The organism is Streptomyces sp. NPDC058240 (genome assembly GCF_042882135.1).
In the GTDB taxonomy this organism is placed as follows: domain Bacteria; phylum Actinomycetota; class Actinomycetes; order Streptomycetales; family Streptomycetaceae; genus Streptomyces.
This window is the reverse complement of the sequence record NZ_JBHVWT010000005.1, coordinates 244,159-270,027: the sequence shown is the minus strand read 5'-3', so window position 1 is coordinate 270,027 and position 25,869 is coordinate 244,159. Positions and strand designations below refer to the sequence as shown.

Annotated in this window: 22 protein-coding genes; 10 read left to right on the top strand and 12 right to left on the bottom strand. The window is 70.6% G+C overall.

The features are described 5' to 3' along the window. Nucleotides 1-137: 137 nt before the first annotated feature. From glmU to ACFVX4_RS13260, 5 genes are all read left to right on the top strand, one after another. Nucleotides 138-1,586 carry a bifunctional UDP-N-acetylglucosamine diphosphorylase/glucosamine-1-phosphate N-acetyltransferase GlmU gene (gene glmU, locus ACFVX4_RS13280; RefSeq protein WP_389975524.1) on the top strand — a complete coding sequence of 483 codons (1,449 nt, stop codon included), beginning with the start codon at nucleotides 138-140 and terminating at the stop codon, nucleotides 1,584-1,586. 120 nt (nucleotides 1,587-1,706) lie between these two features. After that, nucleotides 1,707-2,681, top strand: coding sequence for a ribose-phosphate diphosphokinase (locus ACFVX4_RS13275; protein WP_030976866.1), 975 nt, complete (start codon nucleotides 1,707-1,709; stop codon nucleotides 2,679-2,681). Nucleotides 2,682-2,863: 182 nt separating this feature from the next. Continuing rightward, nucleotides 2,864-3,448 carry a 50S ribosomal protein L25/general stress protein Ctc gene (locus ACFVX4_RS13270; RefSeq protein WP_389975521.1) on the top strand — a complete coding sequence of 195 codons (585 nt, stop codon included), beginning with the start codon at nucleotides 2,864-2,866 and terminating at the stop codon, nucleotides 3,446-3,448. Nucleotides 3,449-3,567: 119 nt separating this feature from the next. Next, nucleotides 3,568-4,161, top strand: coding sequence for an aminoacyl-tRNA hydrolase (gene pth, locus ACFVX4_RS13265; RefSeq protein WP_389975518.1), 594 nt, complete (start codon nucleotides 3,568-3,570; stop codon nucleotides 4,159-4,161). A gap of 111 nt (nucleotides 4,162-4,272) precedes the next feature. After that, nucleotides 4,273-4,743 (top strand): hypothetical protein, encoded by a 471-nt coding sequence (locus tag ACFVX4_RS13260; protein WP_389975515.1) that lies wholly within the window; start codon nucleotides 4,273-4,275, stop codon nucleotides 4,741-4,743. 194 nt (nucleotides 4,744-4,937) lie between these two features. Here ACFVX4_RS13260 and ppc read toward each other — a convergent pair whose 3' ends face one another. Further along, nucleotides 4,938-7,667 (bottom strand): phosphoenolpyruvate carboxylase, encoded by a 2,730-nt coding sequence (ppc, locus tag ACFVX4_RS13255; protein WP_389975513.1) that lies wholly within the window; start codon nucleotides 7,665-7,667, stop codon nucleotides 4,938-4,940. A 323-nt stretch (nucleotides 7,668-7,990) separates the two neighbouring features. Here ppc and ACFVX4_RS13250 point away from each other — a divergent pair, with 323 nt between their 5' ends. The 3 genes from ACFVX4_RS13250 (at nucleotide 7,991) to ACFVX4_RS13240 (ending at nucleotide 10,373) form a co-directional block, all read left to right on the top strand. After that, the gene (locus ACFVX4_RS13250; RefSeq protein WP_389975510.1) at nucleotides 7,991-8,992 is read left to right on the top strand and encodes an acyl-CoA desaturase; all 1,002 of its coding nucleotides are present in this window, start codon (nucleotides 7,991-7,993) and stop codon (nucleotides 8,990-8,992) included. After that, on the top strand, nucleotides 8,989-9,678 hold the full coding sequence (locus tag ACFVX4_RS13245; protein WP_266418299.1) for a TetR/AcrR family transcriptional regulator: 690 nt from the start codon (nucleotides 8,989-8,991) through the stop codon (nucleotides 9,676-9,678). The genes ACFVX4_RS13250 and ACFVX4_RS13245 overlap by 4 nt, the downstream gene beginning before the upstream one ends. 92 nt (nucleotides 9,679-9,770) lie before the next feature. After that, nucleotides 9,771-10,373, top strand: a complete 603-nt coding sequence (locus tag ACFVX4_RS13240; protein WP_389975801.1) for a Uma2 family endonuclease — start codon at nucleotides 9,771-9,773, stop codon at nucleotides 10,371-10,373. Between the two features lie 3 nt (nucleotides 10,374-10,376). Here the strand turns inward: ACFVX4_RS13240 and ACFVX4_RS13235 are convergent, their stop codons facing one another. Both ACFVX4_RS13235 and ACFVX4_RS13230 read right to left on the bottom strand, forming a co-directional pair. Beyond that, complete coding sequence (locus ACFVX4_RS13235; protein ID WP_389975507.1) at nucleotides 10,377-10,742, bottom strand: VOC family protein; 366 nt, start codon at nucleotides 10,740-10,742, stop codon at nucleotides 10,377-10,379. Beyond that, the gene (locus ACFVX4_RS13230) at nucleotides 10,742-11,539 is read right to left on the bottom strand and encodes a trans-aconitate 2-methyltransferase (protein WP_389975504.1); all 798 of its coding nucleotides are present in this window, start codon (nucleotides 11,537-11,539) and stop codon (nucleotides 10,742-10,744) included. The genes ACFVX4_RS13235 and ACFVX4_RS13230 overlap by 1 nt, the downstream gene beginning before the upstream one ends. Nucleotides 11,540-11,627: 88 nt before the next feature. Between ACFVX4_RS13230 and ACFVX4_RS13225 the strand changes: the two genes are divergently transcribed. Further along, nucleotides 11,628-12,125, top strand: coding sequence for a MarR family winged helix-turn-helix transcriptional regulator (locus ACFVX4_RS13225; protein ID WP_072487439.1), 498 nt, complete (start codon nucleotides 11,628-11,630; stop codon nucleotides 12,123-12,125). On the opposite strand, the gene ACFVX4_RS13220 is transcribed toward ACFVX4_RS13225, so the two are convergent. Further along, nucleotides 12,084-12,875, bottom strand: a complete 792-nt coding sequence (locus ACFVX4_RS13220) for a LuxR C-terminal-related transcriptional regulator (protein WP_389975501.1) — start codon at nucleotides 12,873-12,875, stop codon at nucleotides 12,084-12,086. The genes ACFVX4_RS13225 and ACFVX4_RS13220 overlap by 42 nt on opposite strands. Nucleotides 12,876-13,143: 268 nt before the next feature. Between ACFVX4_RS13220 and ACFVX4_RS13215 the strand changes: the two genes are divergently transcribed. Further along, nucleotides 13,144-13,587, top strand: coding sequence for a GNAT family N-acetyltransferase (locus ACFVX4_RS13215; protein WP_389975498.1), 444 nt, complete (start codon nucleotides 13,144-13,146; stop codon nucleotides 13,585-13,587). On the opposite strand, the gene galK is transcribed toward ACFVX4_RS13215, so the two are convergent. The 8 genes from galK to ACFVX4_RS13175 all read right to left on the bottom strand — a co-directional run bounded on the left by galK (nucleotide 13,562) and on the right by ACFVX4_RS13175 (nucleotide 25,855). Continuing rightward, nucleotides 13,562-14,788, bottom strand: a complete 1,227-nt coding sequence (gene galK / locus ACFVX4_RS13210) for a galactokinase (RefSeq protein WP_389975496.1) — start codon at nucleotides 14,786-14,788, stop codon at nucleotides 13,562-13,564. The two genes, ACFVX4_RS13215 and galK, sit on opposite strands and share 26 nt — an antisense overlap. After that, complete coding sequence (gene galE, locus ACFVX4_RS13205; RefSeq protein WP_389975493.1) at nucleotides 14,785-15,765, bottom strand: UDP-glucose 4-epimerase GalE; 981 nt, start codon at nucleotides 15,763-15,765, stop codon at nucleotides 14,785-14,787. The genes galK and galE overlap by 4 nt, the downstream gene beginning before the upstream one ends. Then, nucleotides 15,762-16,805, bottom strand: a complete 1,044-nt coding sequence (galT, locus tag ACFVX4_RS13200; protein WP_389975490.1) for a galactose-1-phosphate uridylyltransferase — start codon at nucleotides 16,803-16,805, stop codon at nucleotides 15,762-15,764. The genes galE and galT overlap by 4 nt, the downstream gene beginning before the upstream one ends. Before the next feature lie 190 nt (nucleotides 16,806-16,995). Next, nucleotides 16,996-17,688 carry a LuxR C-terminal-related transcriptional regulator gene (locus ACFVX4_RS13195; protein ID WP_389975487.1) on the bottom strand — a complete coding sequence of 231 codons (693 nt, stop codon included), beginning with the start codon at nucleotides 17,686-17,688 and terminating at the stop codon, nucleotides 16,996-16,998. 311 nt (nucleotides 17,689-17,999) lie between these two features. Next, nucleotides 18,000-19,901, bottom strand: a complete 1,902-nt coding sequence (locus ACFVX4_RS13190) for a PQQ-binding-like beta-propeller repeat protein (RefSeq protein ID WP_389975484.1) — start codon at nucleotides 19,899-19,901, stop codon at nucleotides 18,000-18,002. A gap of 133 nt (nucleotides 19,902-20,034) precedes the next feature. Continuing rightward, a complete protein-coding gene (locus ACFVX4_RS13185; protein ID WP_389975481.1) occupies nucleotides 20,035-21,858 on the bottom strand; it encodes a PQQ-binding-like beta-propeller repeat protein in 1,824 nt (607 codons plus the stop codon). 247 nt (nucleotides 21,859-22,105) lie between these two features. Next, nucleotides 22,106-23,929, bottom strand: coding sequence for a PQQ-binding-like beta-propeller repeat protein (locus ACFVX4_RS13180; protein ID WP_389975478.1), 1,824 nt, complete (start codon nucleotides 23,927-23,929; stop codon nucleotides 22,106-22,108). A gap of 108 nt (nucleotides 23,930-24,037) precedes the next feature. After that, nucleotides 24,038-25,855: an ABC-F family ATP-binding cassette domain-containing protein gene (locus ACFVX4_RS13175; protein WP_389975475.1), complete on the bottom strand. Its 1,818-nt coding sequence runs from the start codon at nucleotides 25,853-25,855 to the stop codon at nucleotides 24,038-24,040. Nucleotides 25,856-25,869: the final 14 nt, after the last annotated feature.

Here is a 25,869-nt window from a genome sequence, read left to right as displayed (position 1 = left end):
GGGGGGGGGGGGGGGGGGGGGGGGGGGGTGGGGGGGGGGGGGGGGGGGGGGGGGGTTCCTCCCCCCGCACCCATGCCTGCCTCATACCCCCCCGGTATCCTTCGGGTGTCCACCACCCGAAGCCGAAGGGCATTTCTGTGAGCTCCGAACGCCCGGCAGCCGTCGTCGTCCTCGCAGCGGGTGAGGGCACCCGCATGAAGTCGAAGACCCCCAAGGTCCTGCACGAGATCTCCGGGCGCTCGCTCGTCGGACATGTCGTCGCCGCCTCCCGCGAGCTGGACCCCGAACACCTGGTCGTGGTCGTCGGCCACGGCAGCGAGCAGGTCACCGCGCACCTCGATGCCGTCGACGACCGGCTGCGGACCGCCCACCAGACCGAGCAGAAGGGCACCGGCAACGCCGTGCGTGTCGGTCTCGACGAGCTGGGCGGCACCGTCGACGGCACCGTGATCGTCGTCTGCGGCGACACCCCGCTGCTCTCCGGCGAGACGCTCGTCGCGCTCGCCGCCACCCACACGGCCGATTCCAACGCCGTCACCGTGCTGACCGCCGAGGTCCCGGACTCCACCGGCTACGGCCGCATCGTCCGCGACCCGGCCGACGGCGCGGTCACCGGGATCGTCGAGCACAAGGACGCCACCGACGCCCAGCGCGAGATCCGGGAGATCAACTCCGGGGTCTTCGCCTTCGACGGCCGACTGCTCGCCGACGCCCTCGGCAAGGTCCGTACCGACAACAGCCAGGGCGAGGAGTACCTCACCGACGTCCTCTCCATCCTGCGCGAGGCCGGGCACCGGGTCGGCGCCTCGCTGGCCGGGGACCACCGCGAGATCCTCGGCATCAACAACCGGGTCCAGCTGGCCGAGGCCCGGCGGCTGCTGAACCAGCGGCTGTTGGAGCGGGCCATGCTGGCCGGTGTGACCGTCGTGGACCCAGCGTCCACGCTGATCGACGCCACTGTCACCTACGAGCGGGACGCGATCGTGCACCCGGGCACCCAGCTGCTCGGCACCACGCATCTCGGCGAGGACGCCGAGGTCGGCCCCAACACCCGGCTCACGGACACCGTCGTCCGCGCGGGCGCGCGCGTGGACAACACGGTCGCGGACCGGGCCGAGGTCGGCGAGGGCGCGACGGTCGGTCCGTACGCCTATCTGCGGCCCGGCACCACGCTCGGCACGAAGGCCAAGGCCGGTACGTACGTGGAGATGAAGAACGCCACGATCGGCGAAGGCACCAAGGTCCCGCACCTGAGCTACGTCGGCGACGCGACGATCGGCGACCACACCAACATCGGTGCCGCCAGCGTCTTCGTGAACTACGACGGCGTGGCCAAGCACCACACCACGATCGGCTCCCACTGCCGTACCGGGTCGGACAATATGTTTGTGGCGCCCGTCACGGTCGGGGACGGCGCCTACACCGCGGCCGGCTCGGTCATCACCAAGGACGTACCGCCCGGTTCGCTGGCCGTCGCCCGCGGCCAGCAAAGGAATATCGAGGGTTGGGTTGCCCGCAAGCGTCCGGGAAGCGGCGCCGCGCAGGCGGCTCAGGCCGCCGCATCGGAGCGCGACAGCGAAAGCTGACCGGAAACAGGTGCGCCGCGCACGGCGTACCGTGATAGATGCTCACCCCATTTCGGCTGGCTCGTTGCGCATCGGGACACATGCGCGCAGCGCCAGGAACACGTCTGAGGAGACTGTGCTGTGACCGGGATCAAGACGACCGGCGAGAAGAAACTGATGCTCTTCTCCGGCCGCGCCCACCCCGAGCTGGCCGAGGAGGTTGCGCACCAGCTGGGTGTCGGCCTCGTGCCGACGAAGGCCTTCGATTTCGCCAACGGTGAGATCTACGTCCGCTTCCAGGAATCGGCCCGCGGCGCCGACTGCTTCCTGATCCAGAGCCACACCGCTCCGATCAACAAGTGGATCATGGAGCAGCTCATCATGCTGGACGCGCTGAAGCGCGCCTCGGCCCGTTCCATCACGGTGATCGTGCCGTTCTACGGCTACGCCCGCCAGGACAAGAAGCACCGCGGTCGCGAGCCGATCTCGGCCCGTCTGGTCGCCGACCTGATGAAGACGGCGGGTGCCGACCGCATCCTCACCGTCGACCTGCACACGGACCAGATCCAGGGCTTCTTCGACGGCCCGGTGGACCACCTCTTCGCGCTGCCGATCCTGGCCGACTACGTCGGCGCCAAGGTCGACCGCTCGAAGCTGACGATCGTCTCCCCGGACGCCGGCCGGGTGCGGGTCGCCGACCGCTGGTGCGACCGCCTGGACGCCCCGCTCGCCATCGTGCACAAGCGCCGGGACAAGGACGTCGCCAACCAGGTGACGGTCCACGAGGTCGTCGGCAATGTGAAGGGCCGGGTCTGTGTCCTGGTCGACGACATGATCGACACCGGTGGCACCATCTGCGCCGCTGCCGACGCCCTGTTCGCGCACGGTGCCGAGGACGTCATAGTGACGGCGACGCACGGTGTGCTCTCGGGTCCGGCCGCAGACCGGCTGAAGAACTCCAAGGTCAGCGAGTTCGTGTTCACGGACACCCTGCCGACCCCGGGCGAGCTGGAGCTCGACAAGATCACGGTGCTGTCGATCGCCCCGACGATCGCGCGCGCGGTGCGTGAGGTCTTCGAGGACGGCTCGGTCACCAGCCTCTTCGAGGAGCAGTAGGAACAGCGGTACCGAAGATCCACTTTGGGGGCGGCCTCCCCGCCGGGTAGACTCAGCGAGTTGCTCGGCGAGGGAGGCCGTACTCATGTGTACGGCGGTCCGTTATCGACGCGCTCTTCGTAGCAGGCCTGTCGTGGGCCGGGTGACCGTCCGATTTTCGTCACCTCACGAGGAGTGCAGTCATGGCTGAGGTCAAGCTCGCCGCCCAGGTCCGTACCGAGTTCGGCAAGGGTGCCGCCCGTCGCACCCGCCGCGCCAACCTGGTTCCCGCGGTCGTCTACGGCCACGGTGCCGAGCCGGTTCACGTCACCCTGCCGGGTCACGAGCTGATGATGGCGCTCAAGACCGCCAACGTCCTGATCGGTCTGGAGATCGACGGCAAGGACGCGCTGGTCATCCCGAAGGCCGTGCAGCGCAACCCGCTCAGGGGCGACATCGAGCACGTCGACCTGCTGACCGTCAAGCGCGGCGAGAAGGTCAACGTCGAGGTCGCCGTGCACGTCGAGGGCGACCTGGCCCCGGGCGGCAACCTCCTGGAGTACGTGCAGAACACCCTGCTCGTCGAGGCCGAGGCCACCCACATCCCCGAGTCCGTCACGGTCTCCGTCGCGGGCCTGGACGCCGGTGCGTCCGTCCTCGCCAAGGACATCCCGCTGCCGAAGGGCTCCGTGCTGGCCGGTGACGAGGACGCCGTCGTGCTCCAGGTCGTCGCCGCGCAGGCCGAGGAGCCGACTGCCGAGTCCGCCGAAGCGGGCGCCGAGGCCTGAGCCTCGCCCGCACTGCTTGACTGACGGGGCGGCGGTTCCTTGTTCGAGGACCCGCCGCCCCGTTTCCCTGTGATCAGCCACCTGTAACCAGCCGTCGCACGCGAGGAGACCGAGCAGAGATGTCCGACGCCACTGATCCCTGGCTCATCGTGGGCCTCGGCAATCCCGGTCCCGAGTACGCGGCGAACCGGCACAATGTCGGCTTCATGGTGGCCGATCTCCTGGCCGAGCGGATCGGCGGGAAGTTCAAGCGGGCGCAGAAGGCGCAGGCGCAGGTCGTGGAGGGCCGCATGGGCCCGCCCGGTCCGGCGAGCCGGCGGGTGATCCTGGCCAAGCCGATGTCGTACATGAACCTCTCGGGCGGCCCCGTCACGGCGCTGCGCGATTTCTACAAGGTGCCGACGGACCATGTCGTGGCGATCCATGACGAGTTGGACATCGATTACGGGGCGCTCCGGCTGAAGCTGGGTGGCGGCGACAACGGGCACAACGGGCTCAAGTCGATGACCAAGTCGATGGGTGCGGACTATCACCGGATCCGGTTCGGGATCGGGCGTCCGCCGGGGCGGATGCAGGTCGCGGATTTCGTGCTGAAGGACTTCTCGTCCACCGAGCGCAAGGAGCTCGGGTACATGGTGGACCGGGCTGCGGACTCGGTGGAGTGTCTGCTGGCGGAGGGCCTGGAGCGCGCGCAGAGCGCGTACAACTCCTGACGCCCGCAGCAACGGCGGTGGCGCGTACAACTCTGACATTTCTGCCGGTACCCCGGCGATTTTCGGCCACGAGTTGACCGGTGGTGCCGGTCTGCCCAAGGATCGCTCCCCATGAAGCGGAGCTCCTCCCACCGCGCCCTGGTCTACGCCCGCAACGCCGCCATGGGCTGTGTCGTCCTGTTGCTGCTGGTGGCGGGTGTGCTGTCGTCCTGGAACGAGGCGCACCACATAGTTCTGTCCAAGGGCCGTGAGCACGGCACGATGACCGTGACGGGTTGCGGCGCCGATGTCTGTACCGGTCCGTTCGCGCCGTCGGGGCAGGCCGTCGCGCGTTCCCGGGTGACGATCGACAGGTCCGTCGCGGCGAGGAGGGGCGACCGGTTCCCCGTCGTGGTGAAGCCGGGCACGGATGATGTGGTGCGTGCCGGGACGCCGGGCTTTCTGCATGCCTGGGTGCCGCTGGGCGGTGCGCTGTTGCTGTCGGGGCTGGTGATCGGTGGTGGCCTGCGGCTGTCCCGGACCGGCTGGTGCACGGGGATCGCGGGTGCGGCCCTGCTCGTGGCGACGTTCTTCGCGCTGTGAGCGGGGCCGCCCCCGTGTCCGGGTGGGCCCAGAGCCTGTCGGGTGGCCTCTGACCGGGCGGTCACGCCCTGGCACGCACGCTGCCCGCGTTGCCGAAATGCCCTAGTAGCTCCGCTACGAGGACATCCCGGCGCCTTGGAATCGCACGCACCAGACCGCGTCCGGTACCCGATCGAAGGTCACCCGACAGGCTCTCAGCCGGTGTTGCGCAGGCCCGCGGCGACACCGTTCACGGTGAGCAGCAGGGCCCTGGCGAGCAGCGGGTCGGGCTCTTCGCCGCGTGCCGCGGCTTCGCGCTGGCGGGCCAGCAGCGAGACCTGGAGGTAGGAGATGGGGTCCAGGTAGGCGTCGCGGATGGCGAAGGTCTGCTGGAGCACGGGGCTGGTGCCGAGCAGTTCGGTGCCGCCGGTAACCTTGAGGACTTCCTGCACGGTGAGTGCGTGCTCGGCCTCGATGTCGGCGAAGACGTGCTTCAGTTCGTCGGGGACGAGTGTGTCGACGTAGTGCCGGGCGATGCGCAGGTCGGTCTTGGCGAGGGTCATCTCGACGTTGGAGATGAAGTTCCGGAAGAAGTGCCAGTGTTCGTGCATTTCGTCCAGGACGGTGTCCAGGCCGGCTTCGCGCAGTGCCTTGAGTCCGGAGCCGACGCCGTACCAGCCGGGCACGATCTGGCGGGACTGGGTCCAGCCGAAGACCCACGGGATGGCCCGCAGTCCGTCGAGTCCGGCGCCCGAGTCGGGGCGGCGGGACGGGCGGGAGCCGAGGTGGAGGTCGGCGAGCTGGTCGACCGGGGTGGCCGCGAAGAAGTACGCGGGCAGGTCCGGGTCCTCGACGAGCTTGCGGTAGGCCGCGTGCGCCGCGTCGGAGACCGTGTCCATCGCGGCGTCCCAGCGGGCGAGGGCCTCGTCGGACTGGCGGGGCGCGGTGTGCAGCGCGGAGGCCTGGAGGGTGGCCGCGACGGTCAGCTCCAGGTTCTCCCGGGCGAGCGCCGGGATGAGGTACTTGTCGGAGATGACCTCGCCCTGCTCGGTCACCTTGATCTCGCCCTCCAGCGTGCCCCACGGCTGCGCGAGGATCGCGTCGTGCGAGGGGCCGCCGCCGCGGCCGACGGTGCCGCCGCGGCCGTGGAAGAGCCGCAGCCGTACGCCGTAGCGGTGTGCGACGTCGCGAAGGCGGCGCTGGGCGCGGTGGATCTCCCACTGGGAGGTGGTGATGCCGCCGAACTTGGAGGAGTCGGAGTAGCCGAGCATGACCTCCTGCACGTCTCCGCGCAGCGAGACGAGACGGCGGTACGACGGGTCGGCGAGCATCTCGTCGAGGATGACGTCGGCGGCGCGCAGCTCGTCGGTGGTCTCCAGGAGCGGCACGATGCCGATCTTGGCCCAGCCGCCGTGCAGGTCGATCAGGCCGGCCTCGCGGGCGAGTACGGCGGCGGCGAAGACATCGTCGGCGCCCTGGCACATCGAGATGATGTAGGACTCGATGACTTCGGGGCCGAAGCGCTCGAAGGCTTCCTTGACGGTGTGGAAGACGCCGAGGGTCTTCTCGCCGGCGGCGTCGAGGGGGGCCGGGGTCGGGGCGAGCGGACGGCGGGAACGGAGTTCCTTGGCGAGGAGCTTCTGCCGGTAGTCGCGGGGCATGTCGGCGTAGCGCCAGGATTCCTCGCCGAGCCGGTCGAAGAGCTGGCCGAGGGCGTGGTGGTGGGCGTCGGCGTGCTCGCGGACGTCCATGGTGGCGAGCTGGAGGCCGAAGGCGGAGAGGGTGCGGATGGTGCGGTCCATCCGCCCGTCGGCGAAGAGTCCGCCGCGGTGCTCGCGCAGTGAGGTCTGGATGAGTTCCAGGTCGGCGAGGAGTTCGGCGGTGCCGAGGTAGTCGCAGCCGGGGCGGTGCGGGGTGCCGGTGGCGAGGCGCTCGCGGGTGTTGACGAGCTTCTGCCGGATGCAGGTGGCCTTGAGGCGGTAGGGCTCCTCGGCGTTCAGCCGCTTGTAGCGCGGGCTGATCTCGGGGAGGCGTTCCAGGTCGGCTTCGAGCGAGGTCAGCAGTTCGTCGGTGGCACCGGTGTAGCGGATGGAGTTGGAGAGCAGTCCGCGCAGGTGGTCGATGAGTTCGAGGGCGTCGGTGATGCCGTGTTCGTGCTGGAGGATCAGCACTTCCCAGGTGACGGCGGGCGTCACGTTGGGGTTGCCGTCGCGGTCGCCGCCGATCCAGGTGCCGAAGGTGAGCGGGCGGGTGCCCGCGGGCAGTTCGACGCCGACGCGTTCGAGTTCGGCGGCCAGGTCCTCGAGTACGTCGCCGACGGCGTTGGCGTGCAGTTCGTCGAGGTAGTAGATGGCGTTGCGGGCTTCGTCGGCGGGCTCGGGGCGGACCACGCGCAGTTCGTCGGTCTGCCAGATGAGGTCGATGTTCTCGGCGAGCCGGAGGTCCTGGCGGCGCCGGTCGGCGTCGACGACGGGCGTCTCCAGGAGCGCGGCGATGCGGCGGAGCTTGTTCAGCACGGAGCGCCGGGCAGCCTCGGTCGGGTGTGCGGTGAAGACGGGTCGTACGTTGAGGTTCTTGACGGTCTCGCGCAGGTGGACGGGGTCGGCGTCCTTGAGCCGGTCGGCGGTGCGGGCGAGGAGCCCGCCCTCGGCGGCGCGGCGGTCGCGCATCTCGTGGGCGCGGTGGACCTGCTCGGTGACGTTGGCGAGGTGGAAGTAGGTGGAGAAGGCGCGCACGAGCTGCGCGGCGGTCTCCAGGTCCGTGTCGCCGAGGAGCTGGGCCGCGGCTTCGCCGTCGGTGCGGGTCAGGGCGCGGACGCGCTCGACGAGGTCGAGGAGTTCCTGGCCCTCCTGGCGTACGAGGGTCTCGCCCAGCAGGTCGCCGAGGCGGCGGATGTCGGCGCGCAGCTCGGGGCTGGCGGCGGGGGTCTGGTCGGCACTGCTCACAGTGTGCGGCTCCTTGCAGTGGTTGAGCACGGGGGTTCTCCGGGGCCGCGGCAGGCGGCGGCCACAGGGGTCTCCGGGGCCACGACCGGCAGCGGTGCTGACGCCACCCCGGGAAAGCAGAGTGCGGACCGCGCTGTCCGACCCCACCAGGATAGGTGTCCACTCCGTCGGCACCGCTCGCGGCCCGATCGGGTTTCCCCTTCGTGGGCGGCCCGTCGCGCTCTCGTGCAGCGGGCCTCCGCGCTGCCATACTTACGTTGCCGTAGGTTACGGAACCGTAGCCAGAGCTATCCGTCGTATTCCTCATCCCCAGGGGACTCCCCATGAACACCAGCCCCGCTGCGATCGACGACTCCCAGCCATCGGCGGCCGACGGTCAGACCCTTCCCTCCGCCACGCTCGGCGGGGACAACAAGCGGTCGATCGAGCAGATCGCCCTTCTGCTGTTCATCGTGGTGCCGTTCGTGGCGCTGGTCGCGGCGGTGCCGCTGGCCTGGGGCCGCGGCGTGAGCTGGCTCGATCTGGGCCTGCTCGTGGCGATGTACTTCATCGGCTGCCACGGCATCACGATCGGTTTCCACCGCTATTTCACGCATGGCTCCTTCAAGGCGAAGCGCCCGCTCCGCATCGCTCTCGCCGTCGCCGGTTCGCTGGCCGTGGAGGGCCCGCTGGTGCGCTGGGTGGCCGACCACCGCAAGCATCACCGTTTCTCCGACGCGGAGGGCGACCCGCACTCGCCGTGGCGCTTCGGTGAGAGCCTGCCCGCCCTGATGAAGGGCCTGTGGTGGGCCCATATCGGCTGGATGTTCGACGAGGAGCAGACTTCGCAGCAGAAGTACGCCCCCGACCTGGTCAAGGACCCGGCGCTCCGCGGCGTCTCCCGCCACTTCATGACCTTCACGGTCCTGTCGCTGGCGTTCCCGCCGCTGGTCGGCGGTCTGGTGACGATGTCGTGGTGGGGTGCGGCGACAGCCTTCTTCTGGGGCTCGCTGGTCCGGGTGGCCCTGCTGCACCACGTCACCTGGTCGATCAACTCGATCTGCCACGCGGTCGGCAAGCGGCCCTTCAAGTCGCGTGACCGGTCCGGGAACGTGTGGTGGCTCGCGGTCCTGTCCTGCGGGGAGTCCTGGCACAACCTGCACCACGCCGATCCGACGAGTGCCCGGCACGGTGTGATGAGGGGGCAGATCGATTCGAGTGCCCGGTTGATCCGCTGGTTCGAGAAGCTGGGCTGGGCGCACGACGTGCGCTGGCCGGACGCTGCCCGGGTCGAGTCCCGCCGTATCGACTCCCGGCGCGCCCCCGAGCGCGCCGACGCGGCATGATTGACGACGTGGCGACCGACTCCAGCACCAGCAGCGAGAACAAACGTCCTTCCTCCTCCCCTCGGCGCACCCGCCGGGTGCGGATGACCGGCAAGGAACGCCGCGAGCAGTTGCTGGACATCGGTCGCACCCTCTTCGCCGACAAGGGTTTCGAGGGCACCTCGGTCGAGGAGATCGCGTCCCGCGCCGGTGTCTCCAAGCCGGTCGTGTACGAGCACTTCGGCGGCAAGGAGGGCCTGTACGCCGTCGTGGTCGACCGCGAGATGCGCCAGCTCCTCGACATGGTCACCAGCGCGCTGACCGCGGGCCATCCCCGCGAGCTGCTGGAGCAGGCGGCGTTCGCCCTGCTCGACTACATCGAGACGTACACGGACGGCTTCCGCATCCTGGTCCGCGACTCCCCCGTGGCCCAGTCGACGGGCACCTTCGCCTCCCTGATCAGCGATATCGCCACCCAGGTGGAGGACATCCTGGGCCTGGAGTTCAAGGCCCGCGGCTTCGACCCGAAGCTGGCCCCGCTGTACGCACAGGCGCTGGTCGGCATGGTCGCCCTGACCGGCCAGTGGTGGGTGAACGCCCGCAAGCCGAAGAAGTCGGAGGTCGCCGCCCACCTGGTGAACCTGGCCTGGCACGGCCTGGAGAACCTGGAGGCGAAGCCGAGGCTGATAGGGCACCGCAAGAGCTGAACGGGGGGCCGGTCACCCGTTGTGATGACGGCTCGGGGAAGCGGCCCCTACTGTGGTCCGTAGGGCCAAGAATCCCGTCCATGGGAGGAATCATGACCGCCGAGCCGTTCACCGCGCACAGCTCCCGCTGGCCGGTGCCGCCCCAGGACGGATACACGGTGGACGATCTGTTCACCTTGCCCGATCTCCCGCCGCACACGGAGTTGCTCGACGGGAGCCTGGTTTTTGTGAGTCCACAGCGCCGTTTCCACGCCAAAATGATCGACTTGCTGATGAACGGCCTGCGTGCCACGATCCCGGCCGGCCAGAAGGCCGAGCGTGAGATGACCGTGGTGCTGGATCAGCGCAACGGTCCGGAACCCGATGTGTCCGTCGTCCGCGCCGACGCCGTCACCGATCTTGAGCAGACCCGTTTCCAGGCCGCCGACGTCCTGCTCGCCGTCGCGGTCGTCTCGCCCGATTCCGAGGCCCGCGACCGCGACGCCAAGCCGCAGAAGTACGCGGCGGCCGGTATCCCGAACTTCTGGCTGGTCGACATGGCCGGCACCGACAACCACCCGGTGGTGCGGGTGTACGAGCTGGACCCGGTGTCCAGGGCGTACGCCCTGACGGGGATCCACCACGACCGCCTCAAGACGGGCGTGCCGTTCCCGATCGACATCGACATCACCCGGGAGGCGCTGGAAGAGCTGTGACGGTCAGCCGTCCGTCCGCTCCAGGAACTCCAGCCGGTTCCCCACCGGGTCGTGGCTGTAGAAGCGGCGGTGTCCCGGCAGGTCGCCGTCCCAGTGCACCTCGGCGCCCCGCTCCGTCAGCCGGGCCGCGTACGCCTCGATGTCCGTGACGCGCAGGCCCGGGTGGGCCTTCCTTGCCGGGCGGAAGTCCTGCTCGACACCCAGGTGGAGCTGGACCGGGCCCGCCTGGAACCAGCAGCCGCCGCGGGACGCGAGTACCGGGGGTTTGGCGATCTCCGTCATGCCGAGGATGTCCGCGTAGTAGGCACGAAGGGCATCCTCGGAACCCTCCGGGGCAGCGAGCTGGACGTGGTCGACGGCGGCGATCATCACTTCTCCTTGCGGGCCACGGCGAAGATGCGGCGGAACGGGAAGACGGTGCCGTGCGGGCCCCGGGGGTAGGCGGTGCGCAGCAGGTCGCGGTACTCGGCGAGGAACGCGTCGCGGGCCTCGGGGTCGTCGGCCAGGGCGGTCAGGACGGGGCGCAGGCCGGTGCCCTTCACCCAGTCGAGCACCGGGTCCTCGCCGGGCAGCAGATGCAGGTACGTGGTCTCCCAGACGTCCGCCGTGATGCCGGGGGCGGTCAGCGCGTCGAGGTAGGCGGTGGGGGCGAGCACGGCGTCGGCATGGCGCAGCTCGCCGGCCAGGCGCTCGCGCCAGCGCGGGGAGCCGGCGAGTTCCCGCATCAGGACGTGGCTGGGCTGGTCGAAGTTGCCGGGGACCTGGAAGGCGAACGTGCCGCCGGGGGTGATCGCGTCCAGCCAGTCCGGGAAGCGGGCGGCGTGGTCGGGGACCCACTGGAGCAGGGCGTTGGAGACGATCAGGTCGTACGGCTCGGCGGGGGTCCAGGTCGTGGCGTCGGCCTCGGCGAAGTCGAGGCGGGGGCCGGCGTGGGCGCGGGCCCGTTCGAGCATCTGCGGGGAGTTGTCGTAGCCGGTGATCCGGGCCTCGGGCCAGCAGTCGGCGAGCAGGGCGGTGACGTTGCCCGCTCCGCAGCCGAGGTCGGCGATACGCGGCGCGGGGGCGGCCGGGAGGTCGGCGATGCGGGCGAGGAGGTCGAGGAAGGGGCGGGTGCGGTGGTCGGCGTGGCGCAGGTACTGCTGCGGGTCCCAGGTGGGTGAGGTCATGGAGTCAGGATCACGCCAGAAATATCTTGATGTCAAGACACTTGAATTCAAGAGACTTCATGTCGACAGACCCTTTACACTGATCGACATGGAGGACGAGGTCGACCGACTGGTCGCTGCATGGCGCCGCGAGCGCCCCGACCTCGACGTGGAACCACTCGAGGTGCTCAGCCGCGTCTCCCGCCTGGCCCGCCATCTGGACCGGGCCCGCCGGATCGCCTTCTCCGAGCACAATCTGGAGCCCTGGGAGTTCGACGTACTGACGTCCCTGCGTCGCGCCGGCGCCCCCTACCAGCTCTCCCCCGGCCAGCTCCTCACCCAGACCCTGGTCACCTCCGGCACGATGACCAACCGCATCGACCGCCTGACCAAGAAGAACCTCGTCGAGCGCCTCCCCGACCCCAGCGACCGCCGTGGCGTGCTCGTCCGGCTCACCGCCGAGGGCCGCGACAAGGCCGACCAGTCACTGGCCGGACTGCTCGCCCAGGAGCGCGCCATCCTGAGCGAGCTCTCCACCCAGCAGCGGGGCGAACTGGCCGGACTGCTACGCCAGTTGACCGCCCCGTTCGACAACATTCCCGGCTAGGGCCGGATCGGCCGGGCCGACGCCCGCGCGTCGGGCCAGGGCGACCGCGGCCAGGGTGGAGTGCACGCCCAGCTTCCCCAGCACGTTCTGCATATGGGTACGGACCGTGTGCGGGGAGAGGAAGAGCCGCTCGGCCACCGCCTTGCGGCCCAGGCCCGCCACCATGCAGCGCAGCACCTCGCGTTCGCGCGGGGTCAGGGACTCGACCAGCTGCTCGCTCTCGGTGCGGTGCTTGCGCGCCGCCGTCAGCTCCCGCAGCACGCCGGTGAGCAGCGCCGGGGGCAGATGCGTCTCGTCCCGCAGCACCCCGCGGATGACCGCGAGCAGCCGTTGCAGGGAGCAGTCCTTGGCGACCCAGCCGAAGGCACCGGCCTGCAGTGCCAGCGCAGCCCGGCGCGGGTCGTCCTTCTCGGCGAGCACCACCGTGCGCACGGACGGCCGGCCCGAACGGACCCCGGCCACCAGGGAGATGCCGTCCACCGGGGCGTTCTCCCCGTCGGCGGGGACCGGGACCGGCGCCCGGCGGTCTCCCGCCGGGCCCAGGATGCCCAGTTCGGCATCGACCAGCATCACGTCGTAGCCGCGCCCCTCGGCGGCGGCCCGCTCCAGGCACCGCAGCGCGGCGGGGCCGCTGCCCGCCGCCGACACCTCTACGTCCGGCTCGGCCGCCAGTGCCGCTGCGAGCGACTCGGCGAAAATACGGTGGTCGTCCACCACGAGAACCCGGATACGAACCACAGGCACCCCCATGCCGCGTCTGTTCCCGGGCCACCCCCGGGCCCGCCGAAGGGGACGGATCAGCGCGGGTACGACGCCCGGATCGGGGAGATGGACCATGGTTCCACGGCCGCCGCCGTGTCCCGACCGCCACCCGCCCCGGGCGCCGCACCCGACTGTCTCGTACCCCTGAATCAGCACCGGCCCCCACCGGTGCTGTGCATCAGGGTACGGCCGGCGGGCCGTAACGGAAGGCAATTCGCAGAACTGACCGGCTCCGGGCGGTTCTAAGGTGTGGTCCATGTTTCGTCTTGAGACAGAAGTGGACAAACGGCGGCGTACCTTGCTGGGCCGGCGCCTGCGCGACGACAACACGGCCGGCTCCCCGGAGCTGCGCGCGCTGCGCACCGGCCCCGCCGGGCGGGAACTCCCGTTGGAGGTATGGGCGCTGGACATCGAGGGCGCCGTCGCCGGTGGACTGACCGGCCGCACCTGGGCGTACTGGCTCCATGTGGACCAGCTCTGGGTCGATGCCCGCCACCGCGGCCGGGGCCTGGGCTCGCTGCTGCTCGCGGAGGCGGAGCGGGTGGCCGGGGCGGACCGGGCCTGTACCCGCTCCCGGCTGGAGACCTGGGGTTTCCAGGCGCCGGACTTCTACCGGGAACGGGGCTACGAGGTGAGCGGGCGGGTCGAGAACTACCCGCCCGGGGTCACCGAGTTCATCCTGACGAAGGAACTCGGCTGAGGCGGCGGGCACCCGCCGAGGGCACGGCCGGGAAGATCCGCGGCGTCGCGTGACCCGCCGAGGCGAAGGCCTCCAGCACGGACTTGGAGACCGTGTCCGCCTGCTCCTCCGCCACCAGCACGATCGCCGAACCGCCGAAGCCGCCGCCGGTCATCCGGGCACCGAGCGCCCCGGCCTCGCCGGCCGCCGACACCACCAGGTCCAGCTCCGGGCAGGAGACCCGCAGATCGTCGCGGAGCGAGGCGTGCCCCGCGTCGAGGACCGGGCCCACGGCCCGCACGTCGCCCGCGTCGAGCAGCGCGATGACCTGCTCCACCCGCTGGTTGTCGCTGACCACATGGCGTACGTAGCGCACCACGGACTCGTCGACGTCGGCCATGGCCAGGGTGTCCAGGGCCGCGCCGAGGCCGTCGTACGGCACCTCGCGCAGCGTCCGTACGCCGAGCGCCGCCGCGCCCGCCTCGCAGCCGGCCCGCCGCTCCGCGTAGGCGCCGTCGCCGAGCGCGTGCTTGACCTGGGTGTCGACCACGAGCAGCCGCAGTCCGCTCGCGGCCAGGTCGAAGGGGACCTGGCGCCGGGTGAGGTCGCGGGTGTCCAGGTGGAGGGCGTGGCCCTCGGTGCAGCAGGCGGAGGCCATCTGGTCCATGACCCCGCACGGCACCCCGACGAAGGCGTTCTCGGCACGCTGGCCGAGAACCGCCAGTTCCGGTGCGGAGAGCCCGAGTCCGAAGAGCTCGTTCAGGGCGAGCGCGGTGACGACCTCCAGCGCGGCGGAGGAGGACAGGCCCGCGCCGGTGGGGACGGTGGAGGTCAGCTGGATGTCCGCCCCGGTGACCGGGTGGCCGGCCTCGCGCAGCGCCCAGACGACTCCGGCCGGGTACGCCGCCCAGCCGTGCCCCTGGTGCGGGGCCAGTTCGTCGATCCGGAGCCGGACGACGCCGCCGGGTACGTCGGTCGAGTGGAGCCGCAGTTCGCCGTCGGTGCGGCGGGCGACGGCCGCGCGTGCGGTGTGCGGCAGGGCGAGCGGCATCACGAAGCCGTCGTTGAAGTCGGTGTACTCGCCGATCAGGTTGACCCGGCCGGGGGCTGCCCAGATCCCTTCGGGCGCACGCCCGTACAGCTCGGCGAAGGAGGCGGTCAGCTCGGTGAGGGAGGTGTCCGGCTCGGCGAGGGAGGCGGTCGGCTCACTGTTCTCGGTCATGGGGCGGTGGGCTCCTCTCGGCGGGCGAACGTCCAGGCGTCGGTGACGATTCCGGCCAGGTCGGCGCGGGACGGCGACCAGCCGAGCCGCTCCCTGGCGGTGGCGGCGGAGGCGACCAGCACGGCGGGGTCACCGGCGCGGCGGGGGGCCGCGGTCTCCGGGACGGGGTGGCCGGTGACCTCGCGGACGGTCTCGATGACCTCGCGCACCGAGAAGCCGTTGCCGTTGCCGAGGTTGCAGATCAGGTGCTCGCCCGCGGTGGCCGCGTCCAGGGCCAGCAGGTGGGCCTCGGCGAGGTCGGCGACATGGATGTAGTCGCGGACGCAGGTGCCGTCGGGGGTCGGGTAGTCGTCGCCGTACACGGAGATCGACTCGCGCCGGCCGAGGGCGACCTGGAGGACCAGCGGGATGAGGTGCGACTCGGGGTTGTGCCGCTCCCCGCAACTGCCGTACGCGCCCGCCACGTTGAAGTAGCGCAGCGAGACCGCGGCCAGTCCGTGCGCGGCCGCCTCGCCGGTGATCATGTGATCGACGGCGAGTTTGGTGGCGCCGTAGGGGTTGGTGGGCGCGGTCGCGTCGGACTCGGTGATGGGGGTGGTGACCGGTTCGCCGTAGGTGGCGGCGGTGGAGGAGAAGACCAGGGTGCGCACTTCGGCGTCCCGCATCGCGGCGAGCAGCGCGAGGGACCCGCCGACGTTGTTCACCCAGTACTTCTCCGGGTCCGTGACGGACTCGCCGACCTGGGAGTACGCGGCGAAGTGCAGCACCCCGTCGTAGGAGGGGTCCAGCCACTTCGCCGCGTCCTGGACGCGGCCCTCGATGAACTCGGCCCCGGCCGGGACACCCTCCCGGAACCCGGTCGAGAGGTCGTCCAGAACGGTGACCGCGTGCCCGGCCTCCAGCAGGTGCTGGGCGACCACACTGCCGACATATCCCGCGCCGCCCGTGACCAGGTACTTCTTCTGGGGCTTGCTCACTCGCTCGCTACCTCTCGCAGTCGCTGGGCCGCGGCCTCCGGCGGCACATCGTTGATGAACACGTTCATACCGGATTCGGAACCCGCGAGGAACTTCAGCTTGCCGGAGGTACGTCGGATGGTGAAAAGCTCCAGATGGAGCCCGAAGTCCTCCCGTCCGGGGACACCGAACGGGGCCTGGTGCCAGGCCGAGATGTACGGGGTCGGCGGCTCGCCGGGGCCGAAGATCCGGTCGAATCGCCTCAAGAGTTCCAGATAGATCTGTGGGAACTCCGTGCGCGCGGCCTCGTCGAGTTCCCGCAGGTCGGGGACGCGGCGGCGCGGGTGGAGGTGGACCTCGTACGGCCAGTGCGCGGCGTACGGCACGAAGGCGACCCAGTGCTCGCCGTCGATGACGATCCGGGAGCCGTCCGCCTCCTCGCGGGCCACCACGTCGTCGAAGAGATTGCCGCCGGTCTCGGCGCGGTGGGCCGCCATCGAGCGGAACATCAGCTCGGTGCGCGGGGTGACGAAGGGGTACGCGTAGATCTGGCCGTGCGGGTGGCCGAGCGTTACACCGATCTCGGCGCCCCGGTTCTCGAAGCAGAACACCTGCTTGACCTGCGGGAGTTCGGCGAGTTCGGCGGTGCGGTCGGTCCATGCCTCCAGGACCAGGGCGGCCTGGTCCTCGGTGAGGTCGGCGAAGGACGCGTCGTGGTCGGAGGTGAAGCAGACGACCTCGCAGCGGCCGGAGTCACCGGCGAGCGAGGGGAAGCGGTTCTCGAAGACGGCGACGTCGTAGTCGGCCTCGGGGATCTCGCTCTGCCGGCCGTCCCGCGAGGGGCAGAGCGGGCACTCGTCGGCCGGCGGGTGGTAGATGCGGCCCTGGCGGTGCGAGGCGATGGCGACGCTGTCGCCGAGGAACGGGTCACGACGGATCTCGGACGAGGTCGATACGGCGTCGAGGGGGCGCCGGTCGACGGCATCGCGCACGGCATCGTCGCGGCCGTCGTAGTAGAGCAGCTCCCGGCCGTCGGCGAGCGTCGTAACCGTCTTCTTCACCAGGTTCCTCCAAACATAACCAAACACAATGAACCACAACTCAACAAAGGCGTCAATGAGTGGCCCACGCCGGACGGCATGGGCCAGGGTCCGGTGTCCGGGCGTGCGTGGATGGCTGTGCGTGGATGGCTGTGCGTGGATGGCTGTGCGTGGCGCGGAAAAAGGCGGGGCGAGCGGGGCGGGGCGCGACTCAGCGGTTCGGCCGGTCCGGTCGGCCGACCGGTGCCGCGCGGTCCAGCAGTCCCGTGCGGGCCGCGAGTGCCGCGGCCTCGAGACGGGAGCCGACGCCCAGCTTCATCAGCACCCGCTGCACATGCGTACGCGCGGTGCTCGGCGCGATCCGCATCCCGGCCGCGATCAGCCGGGTGTCCTCCCCCTCGGCGACCCGCACCAGGACCTCGACCTCGCGCGGGGTGAGCATCTGCAGCAGCCGCTGCCCCTCGTCGTCCGGCGCCGCGGCGGGATTGAGCAGTTCGGCGAAGGCGCCCTGGAGGAGTTGCGGCGCCACCGCCGCCTCGCCGGCCCGCGCCTTGACCATCGCCCGTTCGACGCCCTCCATGCGCTCGTCGTGGCGGACGTATCCCGCGGCCCCCGCGGCGAACGCCGCCGCGATCCCGCGCGGGCTGGGCACCGGTCCGAGCACCACGACGGCCACCTGCGGGCGCTCGCGGCGGATCCGTACGATCGGGTCGAAGGCGCCGGGTTCGGCGGGTGCCGCGGTGCCGAACAGGCAGACCTCCGGGGCCCTGCTGACCACCAGTTCCGCCGCCCCCGAAGTCGGCGCGGCCGCCGCGAGGACGCGATGGCCCCGCAGCTTCAGCGCCGAGGCGAGCGCCTCGGCGAGCAGTCTGTGATCATCGACCACCATGAGCCGCACGCCCATCGAGCACACCCCCGTAGCACCGGCACACCGGTCCCCCCGGCCTTCCTGACCCGGCAAGCTACACGCTTGTTCGACGCCAGGGGCGTCTTACCGGCCAAAAGGCTCCAGAACGCCGAATCGGCGTGCGTTCGGGACCGGTTGATGGTGCGCCATGTCCGACTGGTCACCGTTGTCATCGGCCTGCCGACCACTACGGATCGCTTCCCGGGGGACCCGTGCGCCCGAAGAGGCCGGCCCGCATCTGCTCCCGAACGTGCGCGGGGGTGGTGCCCGACGAACGGACACCACCCCCGCGCGCATTCGGCCGACTGCTACGGCCTGCTGAAGCTGACCACCAGTCGGCGGCTCGTGTCCAGCGAGCCGCTCGGCTTGCTGACCATCGTGCTGGACAGGTACAGGTGCCCGTCGTTGTAGCGGAACTCGGAGTAGTCCGGCGTGAAGCTGGTCTCCGCGTCACGGATGGACTCGTCGCTCGGGTTCTCCATCAGCACCGTCTGCTTGAACGTGGCGCCGTCGATGGAGACGACCTGGCCGCCCTTGTCGTACGGGGGGACCCGGTACGCGATGATGTTGCCGCCGTCCATGCGGATCGGGAACATCGTGTAGCGGTCGCCCGCGTCGGCCCGGTCGCTGGTCGGCTTGCCGGTGGTGAGGTCGAAGGAGACGATCTCGTTGGTGTCGCCGTACTCGCCGGTGCCCTCGTGGTCCTCGGTCGGCACGTAGATCCGGTTGTTGCCCACGGCCAGTTGGCTGCAGCTCTCGACCTCGGTGGAGGCGCAGCGCGCGGCGTACTTCTCGCCGTCCGCCGCGATCCGGGTGAGCAGCTTGCCGGTGGAGGCGTCGATGGAGAAGAAGTCCGAAATGCCGCTGCCGTCACCGGCGGTGTCACCGACGTCGGCCGCGACGACCAGCGGCTTGGTGGAGACGATGCTCGCATAGTCGACACCGGGCGGCATCTTGTACGAGGAGATCGGGGCCCCGGTGGTGGGGTTCAGCGCCTGGACGACGAGCTGCGGGTCGTCGTACGAACCGCACTTGCGGACCACCGCGAGTGCTTCGCCGCCGCCGTATCCCCTGTCGGAGCAGCCGTCGGTGGTGGCCTTGGGCTTCCAGCGCTCGGCGCCGGTGTTCAGGTCGAAGGCGGCGCCGCCCTCGGATCCGCCTGCGGCGACCGTGGTGCCGCTGAGCGTGACCTCTTCGAACCTGACCGCTGCGTCACCGCTGGTGGCGGCGGTCACCGACTTGCTCCACATCAGCTTGCCGGTGCTCAGGTCGATCGCGCCGACCTGGTTGCACGGCGGGTACTTGGTCGCCTTGGTCGGCTTGCTCTGCTCGAAGGCGATGGCGGTCTTGTAGTCCTTGGACATGTGCCGCGAGGCGGCACAGACCTGGCCCGCGAGCGGGATGGACCAGAGCTTGGTGCCCTTGGCCGGGTCGTAGGCGACGATCTCGTTGAGACCGGTCTTCACGTACGCCTTGTCGGTCAGCCAGGAACCGTCGACCTTGGTGACGTCGGTGACCTTCGGCAGCGGCAGCTGGAAGGCGACCTTGGACTTGGGGTCCGCGGGTGCCTTCTCCTTGCCGGGGCCATCGGCGGCGGCGCCGCCCTTGTTCTCGCCGCTCTTGCCCTCGGTGGAGCCGCTGGACTGGGACGCCTTGTCCTTCTTGCCGTCGTCACCGCTGCCGGAGGAGTACCAGATGCCGCCGGCGACGATCAGCACCACGGCGACCGAGGCGGCGACGATGATCTGCATCTGGGTGGAGAACTTCTTGCCGTTCCCGTTCGGCTGCGGCGGCTGCGGGGGCTGCTGCATCGGCGTGGTCGGGTAGCCGTACCCCTGCTGCGGCGGCTGGCCGGGCGGCATGCCCTGCGGGAATCCGTAACCCTGCTGCGGCTGGCCGGGCACGGGTGCCTGCGGGTAGCCGTAACCGGGCTGCGGGGGCTGGCCCTGCGGGTAGCCGTAGCCCGGCTGCTGGCCCTGCGGATAGCCGTAACCGGGGCCCGGCTGCTGCGGGGCCCCGGCGGGCGGCTGGGCGGCGGCGGGCGGCGGAGTCGGGACACCGAATCCGCCTGCGGGCGGGGGGGCCGGCTGCTTGCCGAACGGGTCGGCGGGCGGCGGGGTCGGGGCGCCGAATCCATCCGGCGGGGGGTCCTGCGGGGCGCCGAATCCGCCCTGGGGCGGATCGTTGGGCGGCTGGGGCGGCTGCGTCATGGCGTACGTACCTCTGGGGAAAGGGAGTCGGTGGGACGGGACCGGCGGCGGTCGGTTGTACTCCGGCCGCCGCCGGTCGTGAGCCGTGGGGCTCCGACGGCCGGGAGCTGCCGCCGAAAGGCTTCGTGAGCCGTCAGTTGCCGAAGGCCATCATGGTCTTCGTCTCCAGCTCTTCCTTGTCGTTCCTGGCGCTGACCCGGCCACTCGCGATGAAGGAGCGGCCGCCCGCGTAGGCGATCTTCGAGTTGTAGAAGTCGTTCTCGATCTCGGCCGTCGACGCGGGGTGCTTCAGCAGCATCTGCGGGGTGCCGCCGGTCGGTGCGAGGGTGGCGATGCCGCCGCCCTTCTCGTAGCCGGCCTCCACGTAGAGCAGCACGTTGCCGCCCTCCATGCGCAGCGGCTTCACCGTGCGCTCGGCCGGGGCCGCGGCCTTCCACTTGGGCTTGCCGGTGTTCAGGTCGAACGCCACGACCTTGTTCGTACGCGCGACACCGCTGGAGTCCGGCGAGGTCGACATGTAGAAGGTGTTGGCGTCGGCGGCGACTCCGGTGCAGCCGTCGAGGGACTTGCCGAAGATGGCGAAGGCGCTGCCGCAGTCCGGTGCGAACCTGTCGCCCTTGTCGCTGACGATGCCGGAGCGGAAGGATCCATTCTGCTTCAGCGAGAGGATGCTCCACTGCTTGTCCTTCTTCAGCGAGACCACCAGCGGGTTCACCGAGTAGACCCGGTCGATCTCCCAGCCGCGCTTGGGCCGGTACGTCCACCGGGGCTTGCCCGTGACCGGGTCGAGCTCCTGGAGCTGGTGCTGCGGATTGTTGGTGTCGGCGGTGCGGCAACTGGAGGCGGCGATGAGCTTGGACCCGCCGGCGAAGGCGAACGGCTGGCAGATGCCCGACGGCTTGCCGAACAGTTCCTTGCCGTCGCTGACCCGGTAGGCGTTGGAGTTGCCGGTGCGCCCGACCGTCACGGTGTCGCCGCTGATGGCCAGCGAGATGTCCGAAAGGAAGTCCCAGGTGCCGTTCTGCTTGATCGCCTTCTTCCAGCCGGCCTTGCCGGTGTTGAGGTCGATCATCTGGAGATCCGCGCAGTCCGCCTTGTCGGTGGTGCCGTTCTTGACCCCGATGACGATCTTGCCGTCGGCCGCGGGCTGCGAGGGCGCCGCACACAGATCGGCGGGCAGCTTGAGGGTCCACTTCTGCTTGCCGTCGGCCACGGAGTAGCCGGAGACCGAGCGGTACATGCCCTTGACGATCGTGTCGCCGATCACCCAGGGGCCATACACGTCGGCGCCGTTGCGCGGCAGGTCGATGTCGTTCTTCTGCAGCCAGAGGACCTTCGCCTCGCCGGACTTGCGCCCGGCGTTGAGGTCGTCGGCGGCGCCGCGGCCCTCGCCGTCGCCGTTGCCGTTGCCCTTGTTGACGGAGGGCGAGGTGCTCGGCTCGGCGTCCCCGCTCTCCTTCGCGATCGGCTTCTTGTCGTCGTCGCCCCCGCTCGTGGCAACGAAGATGCCGCCGCCGATCACCAGGAGCGCGGCGGCTGCGGCGCCGATGATGATCGCGGGCTTGCGCTTGGAGGAGCCGCCACCGCCCGGACCAACGGGGGCCGGTGCGCCGGGGTACTGCTGCTGCGGGTAGCCGTAACCGGGCTGCTGACCGTACGGACCCGGCTGCTGCTGGCCGTACGGACCCGGCTGCTGGGCGTAGGGGCCGGGCTGCTGGGCGTACGGGCCCGGTTGCTGCTGCCCGTACGGACCGGGCTGCTGGGCCGGCTGCTGCGGGTAGCCGTAGCCGGGGGCCTGGCCCGGAGGCTGAGCGGGTGCCTGCGGGTAGCCGTAGCCCGGCTGGGCGGGCGGCGGGGTCTGCGGCGGGCCCTGGGGCGGCTGAGGACTTCCCGGCGGCGGCTCCTGCGGCGCGCCGAAGCCTCCCTGCGGCGGTTCCTGGCTGGGCGGCTGGGTCATCAGCACGTCCCCCTTCGTGCGGTCCGGTGCCCGGTCCGTTCTCCCCCGCGATTCCGCGGAGCACCACGGGGGCGAAACCCCCCTGAACTTCCCGGAAAGGAGCGAATCAGGCATGGATCCCGCGGCGTTACGTCAGTCGAGCGGGGCTTCTTTGTACCACCCGCAAGACCTCGGGCACCGGGTCGGTCCGCCCCCTGTTCCCAAGGGAGAACCGCCCCGTGATGCCTCCGTTACGCCTCATTGCCCGTCAACTGCCGAAGGCCGCCATCGACTTCGCCCGTATCTCGTCCCCGTCCTCGATCCCGGTGATGCTCGTGCTCAGGAGGAGAGAGCGGCCGTTCAGGTAGGCGACCCGGGTTTCGAAGAGATCGCGTTCGGCCTCCGCCCCCGAGGCCGGGTGCCGGAGCACCATCTGCGGTGTGCCGCCGGTCGGCGGGAGGGACGCGATGCCGCCGCCCTTGTTCTTCGCCGGCGACAGGTACATCAGCACCTTGCCGCCCTCCACCCGCATCGGCATCAGGATCTGCCCGGCGGGGGCCGCGGCCTTCCACTTGGTCTGACCGCTGGCCAGATCGAAGGCGACGACCTTGTTGGTGGGGGCGAGGTCGGACTCGTCGGGCTTGGTCGCCAGGTAGACCGTCCTGTCGTCGGCCGCCACCCCGAGGCAGTTGTCGAGGTTCTTGCCGACGGAGACGACGTCGGTGTCGCACTGCATCTTGTAGTTCTCGGTGCCGCCGACCAGTTGGGAGCGGTAGGTACCGTCCGCATTGAGCATGATGATGGCCCAGTTCTGCCCCTTCTTCAGCGACACGACCAGCGGGCTGACCGAGTAGAACTGCGCGACCTCCCAGCCCTTCTTGACCTTGTACGTCCACTGGACCTTGCCGGTGGCGGGGTCGATCCGCTCCACCAGCTGTTCCTTGTGGTCGTCGGCCGCCGTCTGGCAGCTGGCCGCGGCGACCGCCACGGGGCCGCTCGCGAAGCCGAACGGCTGGCAGTTGCCCGGCAGTTTCCCGAAGAGCACCTTGCCGTCGCCGACCCGGAAGGCATCCGTCCTGGTCTTGCGCCCGACGGTCACGGTGTCGCCGTTGATCGCCATCGCGGGGTCGGAGAGCAGGTCCCAGGCGCCCTGCCGCTTGTACGTCCTGTGCCAGCCGGCCTTGCCGGTCGTGAGGTCGACCATCTGGAGCCCGTTGCAGAGTGCCTGGTCGCCGTGACCGGTCTCGATCCCGAGGACGATCTTGCCGTCGGCGGTGGCCTGCGAGGGCGCCGCGCACATGGCGGACGGCAGGCGCAGGCTCCACTTCTGGCTGCCGTCGGCGACCGAATAGCCGGAGACCGTGTGGAACATCGCCTTGACGACGGTGTCGCCGACGAACCAGGGGCCGTACACGTCCGAACCGCTGCGCGGCAGGTCGACGCCGCCCTCCTGGAGCCAGAGGACCTTCGCCTCGCCCGGCTTGCGCTTGGCGTTGATCCCGTCGACCTCCGGGCGGAGGTCGCGCGGTCCCTGGTCCTTCTTCTCGTCCTTGCCCTTGGACTTGCCGTCGTCGGTGGACGAGCCGTCCGGCCCGGGGTCGGCGCTCTTCTTCGCCGTGGGCTGCGTCCCGTCGTCGCCGCTCGTGGCCAGCCAGACGCCACCGCCCGCCAGCAGCACCACCGCGAGCACGGCACCGACGACCTTCCCGCGCCTGCCCCGGAAGAACCCGCCGCCACCGCTTCCCGCGGGACCGGGCTGCGGCTGCGGCTGCGGCTGCGGCTGCGGCTGCGGCTGCGGCTGCGGCTGCGGCTGCATGCCGTACGGACCGGGCTGGGCCGGCGCATCGTACGGACCCGGCTGCGGCGGCACGCCGTACGGACCGGGCCGGGTGGGCGCAGCGTACGGACCGGGCTGCGGCGGCGCGCCGTACGGGCCGGGCGGCTGCGTGCCGTACGGGCCCGGCTGCGCGGGGGTGCCGTACGGACCCGCGGCCTGACCGGGCGGCTGGGTCCCGTACGGACCCGACGGGGGATCGTACGGAGCCCCGAAGCCTCCCTGCGTCGGCGGTTGCTGGCCAGGCGGCTGGGTCATCAGCACGTCCCCCTTCGTGCGGACCGTTCCGGCTTCTGCGCCGGGCAAGGTTTCTTTCTATCACCCGCCCCACGAGCCCCAACGGTCACGCCTGACGCACCGTAGCGGTCAGGCGTCCTCGGCCAGTTCCAGCCAGCGCATCTCCAACTCGTCCCGCTCGGAGACCAGTTCACGCAGCTCCGCGTCGAGCTTGGCCACCTTCTCGAAGTCCGTGGCGTGCTCCGCGATCTGTGCGTGCAGCGTGGTCTCCCGGGTCGACATCTTGTCGAGCTGCCGCTCGACCTTCTGGAGCTCCTTCTTCGCCGCACGGGCCGCCTGCGGGGAGACCGCCGCGGCCGGCGCGGCATTCTCCTTGGCCGCCGCGGGTGCGGCGGAGGGCGTGGCCGCCTCCTCCATCCGCTGCCTGCGCTCCAGGTACTCGTCGATCCCGCGCGGCAGCATCCGCAGCGTGCGGTCGCCGAGCAGCGCCATCACCCGGTCCGTGGTCCGCTCGATGAAGAACCGGTCGTGGGAGATCACGATCATCGATCCGGGCCAGCCGTCGAGGAGGTCCTCCAGCTGGGTCAGGGTCTCGATGTCGAGGTCGTTGGTGGGCTCGTCGAGGAAGAGGACGTTCGGCTCGTCCATCAGCAGGCGCAGGATCTGGAGCCGGCGCCGCTCACCGCCCGAGAGGTCGCCGACCGGGGTCCACTGCTTCTCCTTCGAGAAGCCGAACTGCTCGCAGAGCTGGCCCGCGGTCATCTCCCGGCCCTTGCCGAGGTCGACCCGGTCGCGCACCTGCTGCACCGCTTCGAGCACCCGCAGGTTCGGATTGAGTTCGGAGACCTCCTGGGAGAGGTAGGCGAGCCTGACGGTCTTGCCGACGACGACCTTCCCGGCCGCGGGCTGCTCCTCGCCCTGGGTGCGGGCCGCCTCGGCGAGCGCCCGCAGCAGCGAGGTCTTGCCCGCGCCATTGACCCCGACCAGGCCGATCCGGTCACCGGGGCCGAGCTGCCAGGTGAGGTGGGTGAGCAGCGTCTTGGGGCCGGCCTGGACGGTCACGTCCTCCAGGTCGAAGACGGTCTTGCCGAGCCGGGCGTTGGCGAACTTCATCAGCTCGCTGGTGTCGCGCGGCGGCGGCACGTCGGCGATCAGTTCGTTGGCCGCCTCGATGCGGTAGCGCGGCTTGGAGGTGCGGGCGGGGGCGCCGCGGCGCAGCCAGGCCAGCTCCTTGCGCATCAGGTTCTGCCGCTTGGACTCCTCGGTCGCGGCGATCCGCTCCCGCTCGGCCCGCGCGAAGACGTAGTCGCTGTAGCCGCCCTCGTACTCGTGGACCGTGCCGCGCTGGACGTCCCACATGCGCGTGCAGACCTGGTCGAGGAACCAGCGGTCGTGGGTGACGCAGACGAGTGCGGAGCGGCGGGCGCGCAGATGTCCGGCCAGCCAGGAGATGCCCTCGACGTCGAGGTGGTTGGTGGGCTCGTCGAGGACGATCAGGTCCTGCTCGGCGATGAGCAGCTTGGCCAGCGCGATCCGGCGCCGCTCGCCGCCGGAGAGCGGGGCGATGACGGTGTCCAGGCCGTGCTCGAAGCCCGGCAGGGCGAGCCCGCCGAAGAGCCCGGTGAGGACGTCGCGGATCTTGGCGCTGCCCGCCCACTCGTGGTCGGCGAGGTCGCCGATCACCTCGTGGCGGATGGTCGCCTGCGGGTCGAGCGAGTCGTGCTGGGTGAGGACGCCGAGCCGCAGCCCGCCGTTGTGGGTGACGCGTCCGCTGTCCGCCTCTTCCAGCCGGGCGAGCATCCGGATGAGCGTCGTCTTGCCGTCGCCGTTGCGGCCCACGACACCGATCCGGTCTCCCTCGGACACCCCGAGGGACACTCCGTCGAGCAGGGCACGGGTGCCGTACACCTTGCTGACCTGCTCGACATTGACCAGATTGACGGCCATTTCACTCCTGCCCG

Bases quoted from the DNA above. Each gene is read 5' to 3' on its own strand.
- pth (WP_389975518.1), top strand. From the start codon at position 3,568: ATGTCCGACGCCACTGATCCCTGGCTCATCGTGGGCCTCGGCAATCCC.
- ACFVX4_RS13235 (WP_389975507.1), bottom strand. From the start codon at position 10,742: ATGATCGCCGCCGTCGACCACGTCCAGCTCGCTGCCCCGGAGGGTTCC.
- ACFVX4_RS13245 (WP_266418299.1), top strand. From the start codon at position 8,989: ATGATTGACGACGTGGCGACCGACTCCAGCACCAGCAGCGAGAACAAA.
- ACFVX4_RS13195 (WP_389975487.1), bottom strand. From the start codon at position 17,688: ATGGGCGTGCGGCTCATGGTGGTCGATGATCACAGACTGCTCGCCGAG.
- ACFVX4_RS13180 (WP_389975478.1), bottom strand. From the start codon at position 23,929: ATGACCCAGCCGCCTGGCCAGCAACCGCCGACGCAGGGAGGCTTCGGG.
- ACFVX4_RS13225 (WP_072487439.1), top strand. From the start codon at position 11,628: ATGGAGGACGAGGTCGACCGACTGGTCGCTGCATGGCGCCGCGAGCGC.
- ACFVX4_RS13175 (WP_389975475.1), bottom strand. From the start codon at position 25,855: ATGGCCGTCAATCTGGTCAATGTCGAGCAGGTCAGCAAGGTGTACGGC.
- ACFVX4_RS13250 (WP_389975510.1), top strand. From the start codon at position 7,991: ATGAACACCAGCCCCGCTGCGATCGACGACTCCCAGCCATCGGCGGCC.
- galK (WP_389975496.1), bottom strand. From the start codon at position 14,788: ATGACCGAGAACAGTGAGCCGACCGCCTCCCTCGCCGAGCCGGACACC.
- ACFVX4_RS13260 (WP_389975515.1), top strand. From the start codon at position 4,273: ATGAAGCGGAGCTCCTCCCACCGCGCCCTGGTCTACGCCCGCAACGCC.
- ACFVX4_RS13215 (WP_389975498.1), top strand. From the start codon at position 13,144: ATGTTTCGTCTTGAGACAGAAGTGGACAAACGGCGGCGTACCTTGCTG.
- ACFVX4_RS13185 (WP_389975481.1), bottom strand. From the start codon at position 21,858: ATGACCCAGCCGCCCAGCCAGGAACCGCCGCAGGGAGGCTTCGGCGCG.
- ACFVX4_RS13230 (WP_389975504.1), bottom strand. From the start codon at position 11,539: ATGACCTCACCCACCTGGGACCCGCAGCAGTACCTGCGCCACGCCGAC.
- ACFVX4_RS13220 (WP_389975501.1), bottom strand. From the start codon at position 12,875: ATGGGGGTGCCTGTGGTTCGTATCCGGGTTCTCGTGGTGGACGACCAC.
- ACFVX4_RS13190 (WP_389975484.1), bottom strand. From the start codon at position 19,901: ATGACGCAGCCGCCCCAGCCGCCCAACGATCCGCCCCAGGGCGGATTC.
- ACFVX4_RS13270 (WP_389975521.1), top strand. From the start codon at position 2,864: ATGGCTGAGGTCAAGCTCGCCGCCCAGGTCCGTACCGAGTTCGGCAAG.
- ACFVX4_RS13240 (WP_389975801.1), top strand. From the start codon at position 9,771: ATGACCGCCGAGCCGTTCACCGCGCACAGCTCCCGCTGGCCGGTGCCG.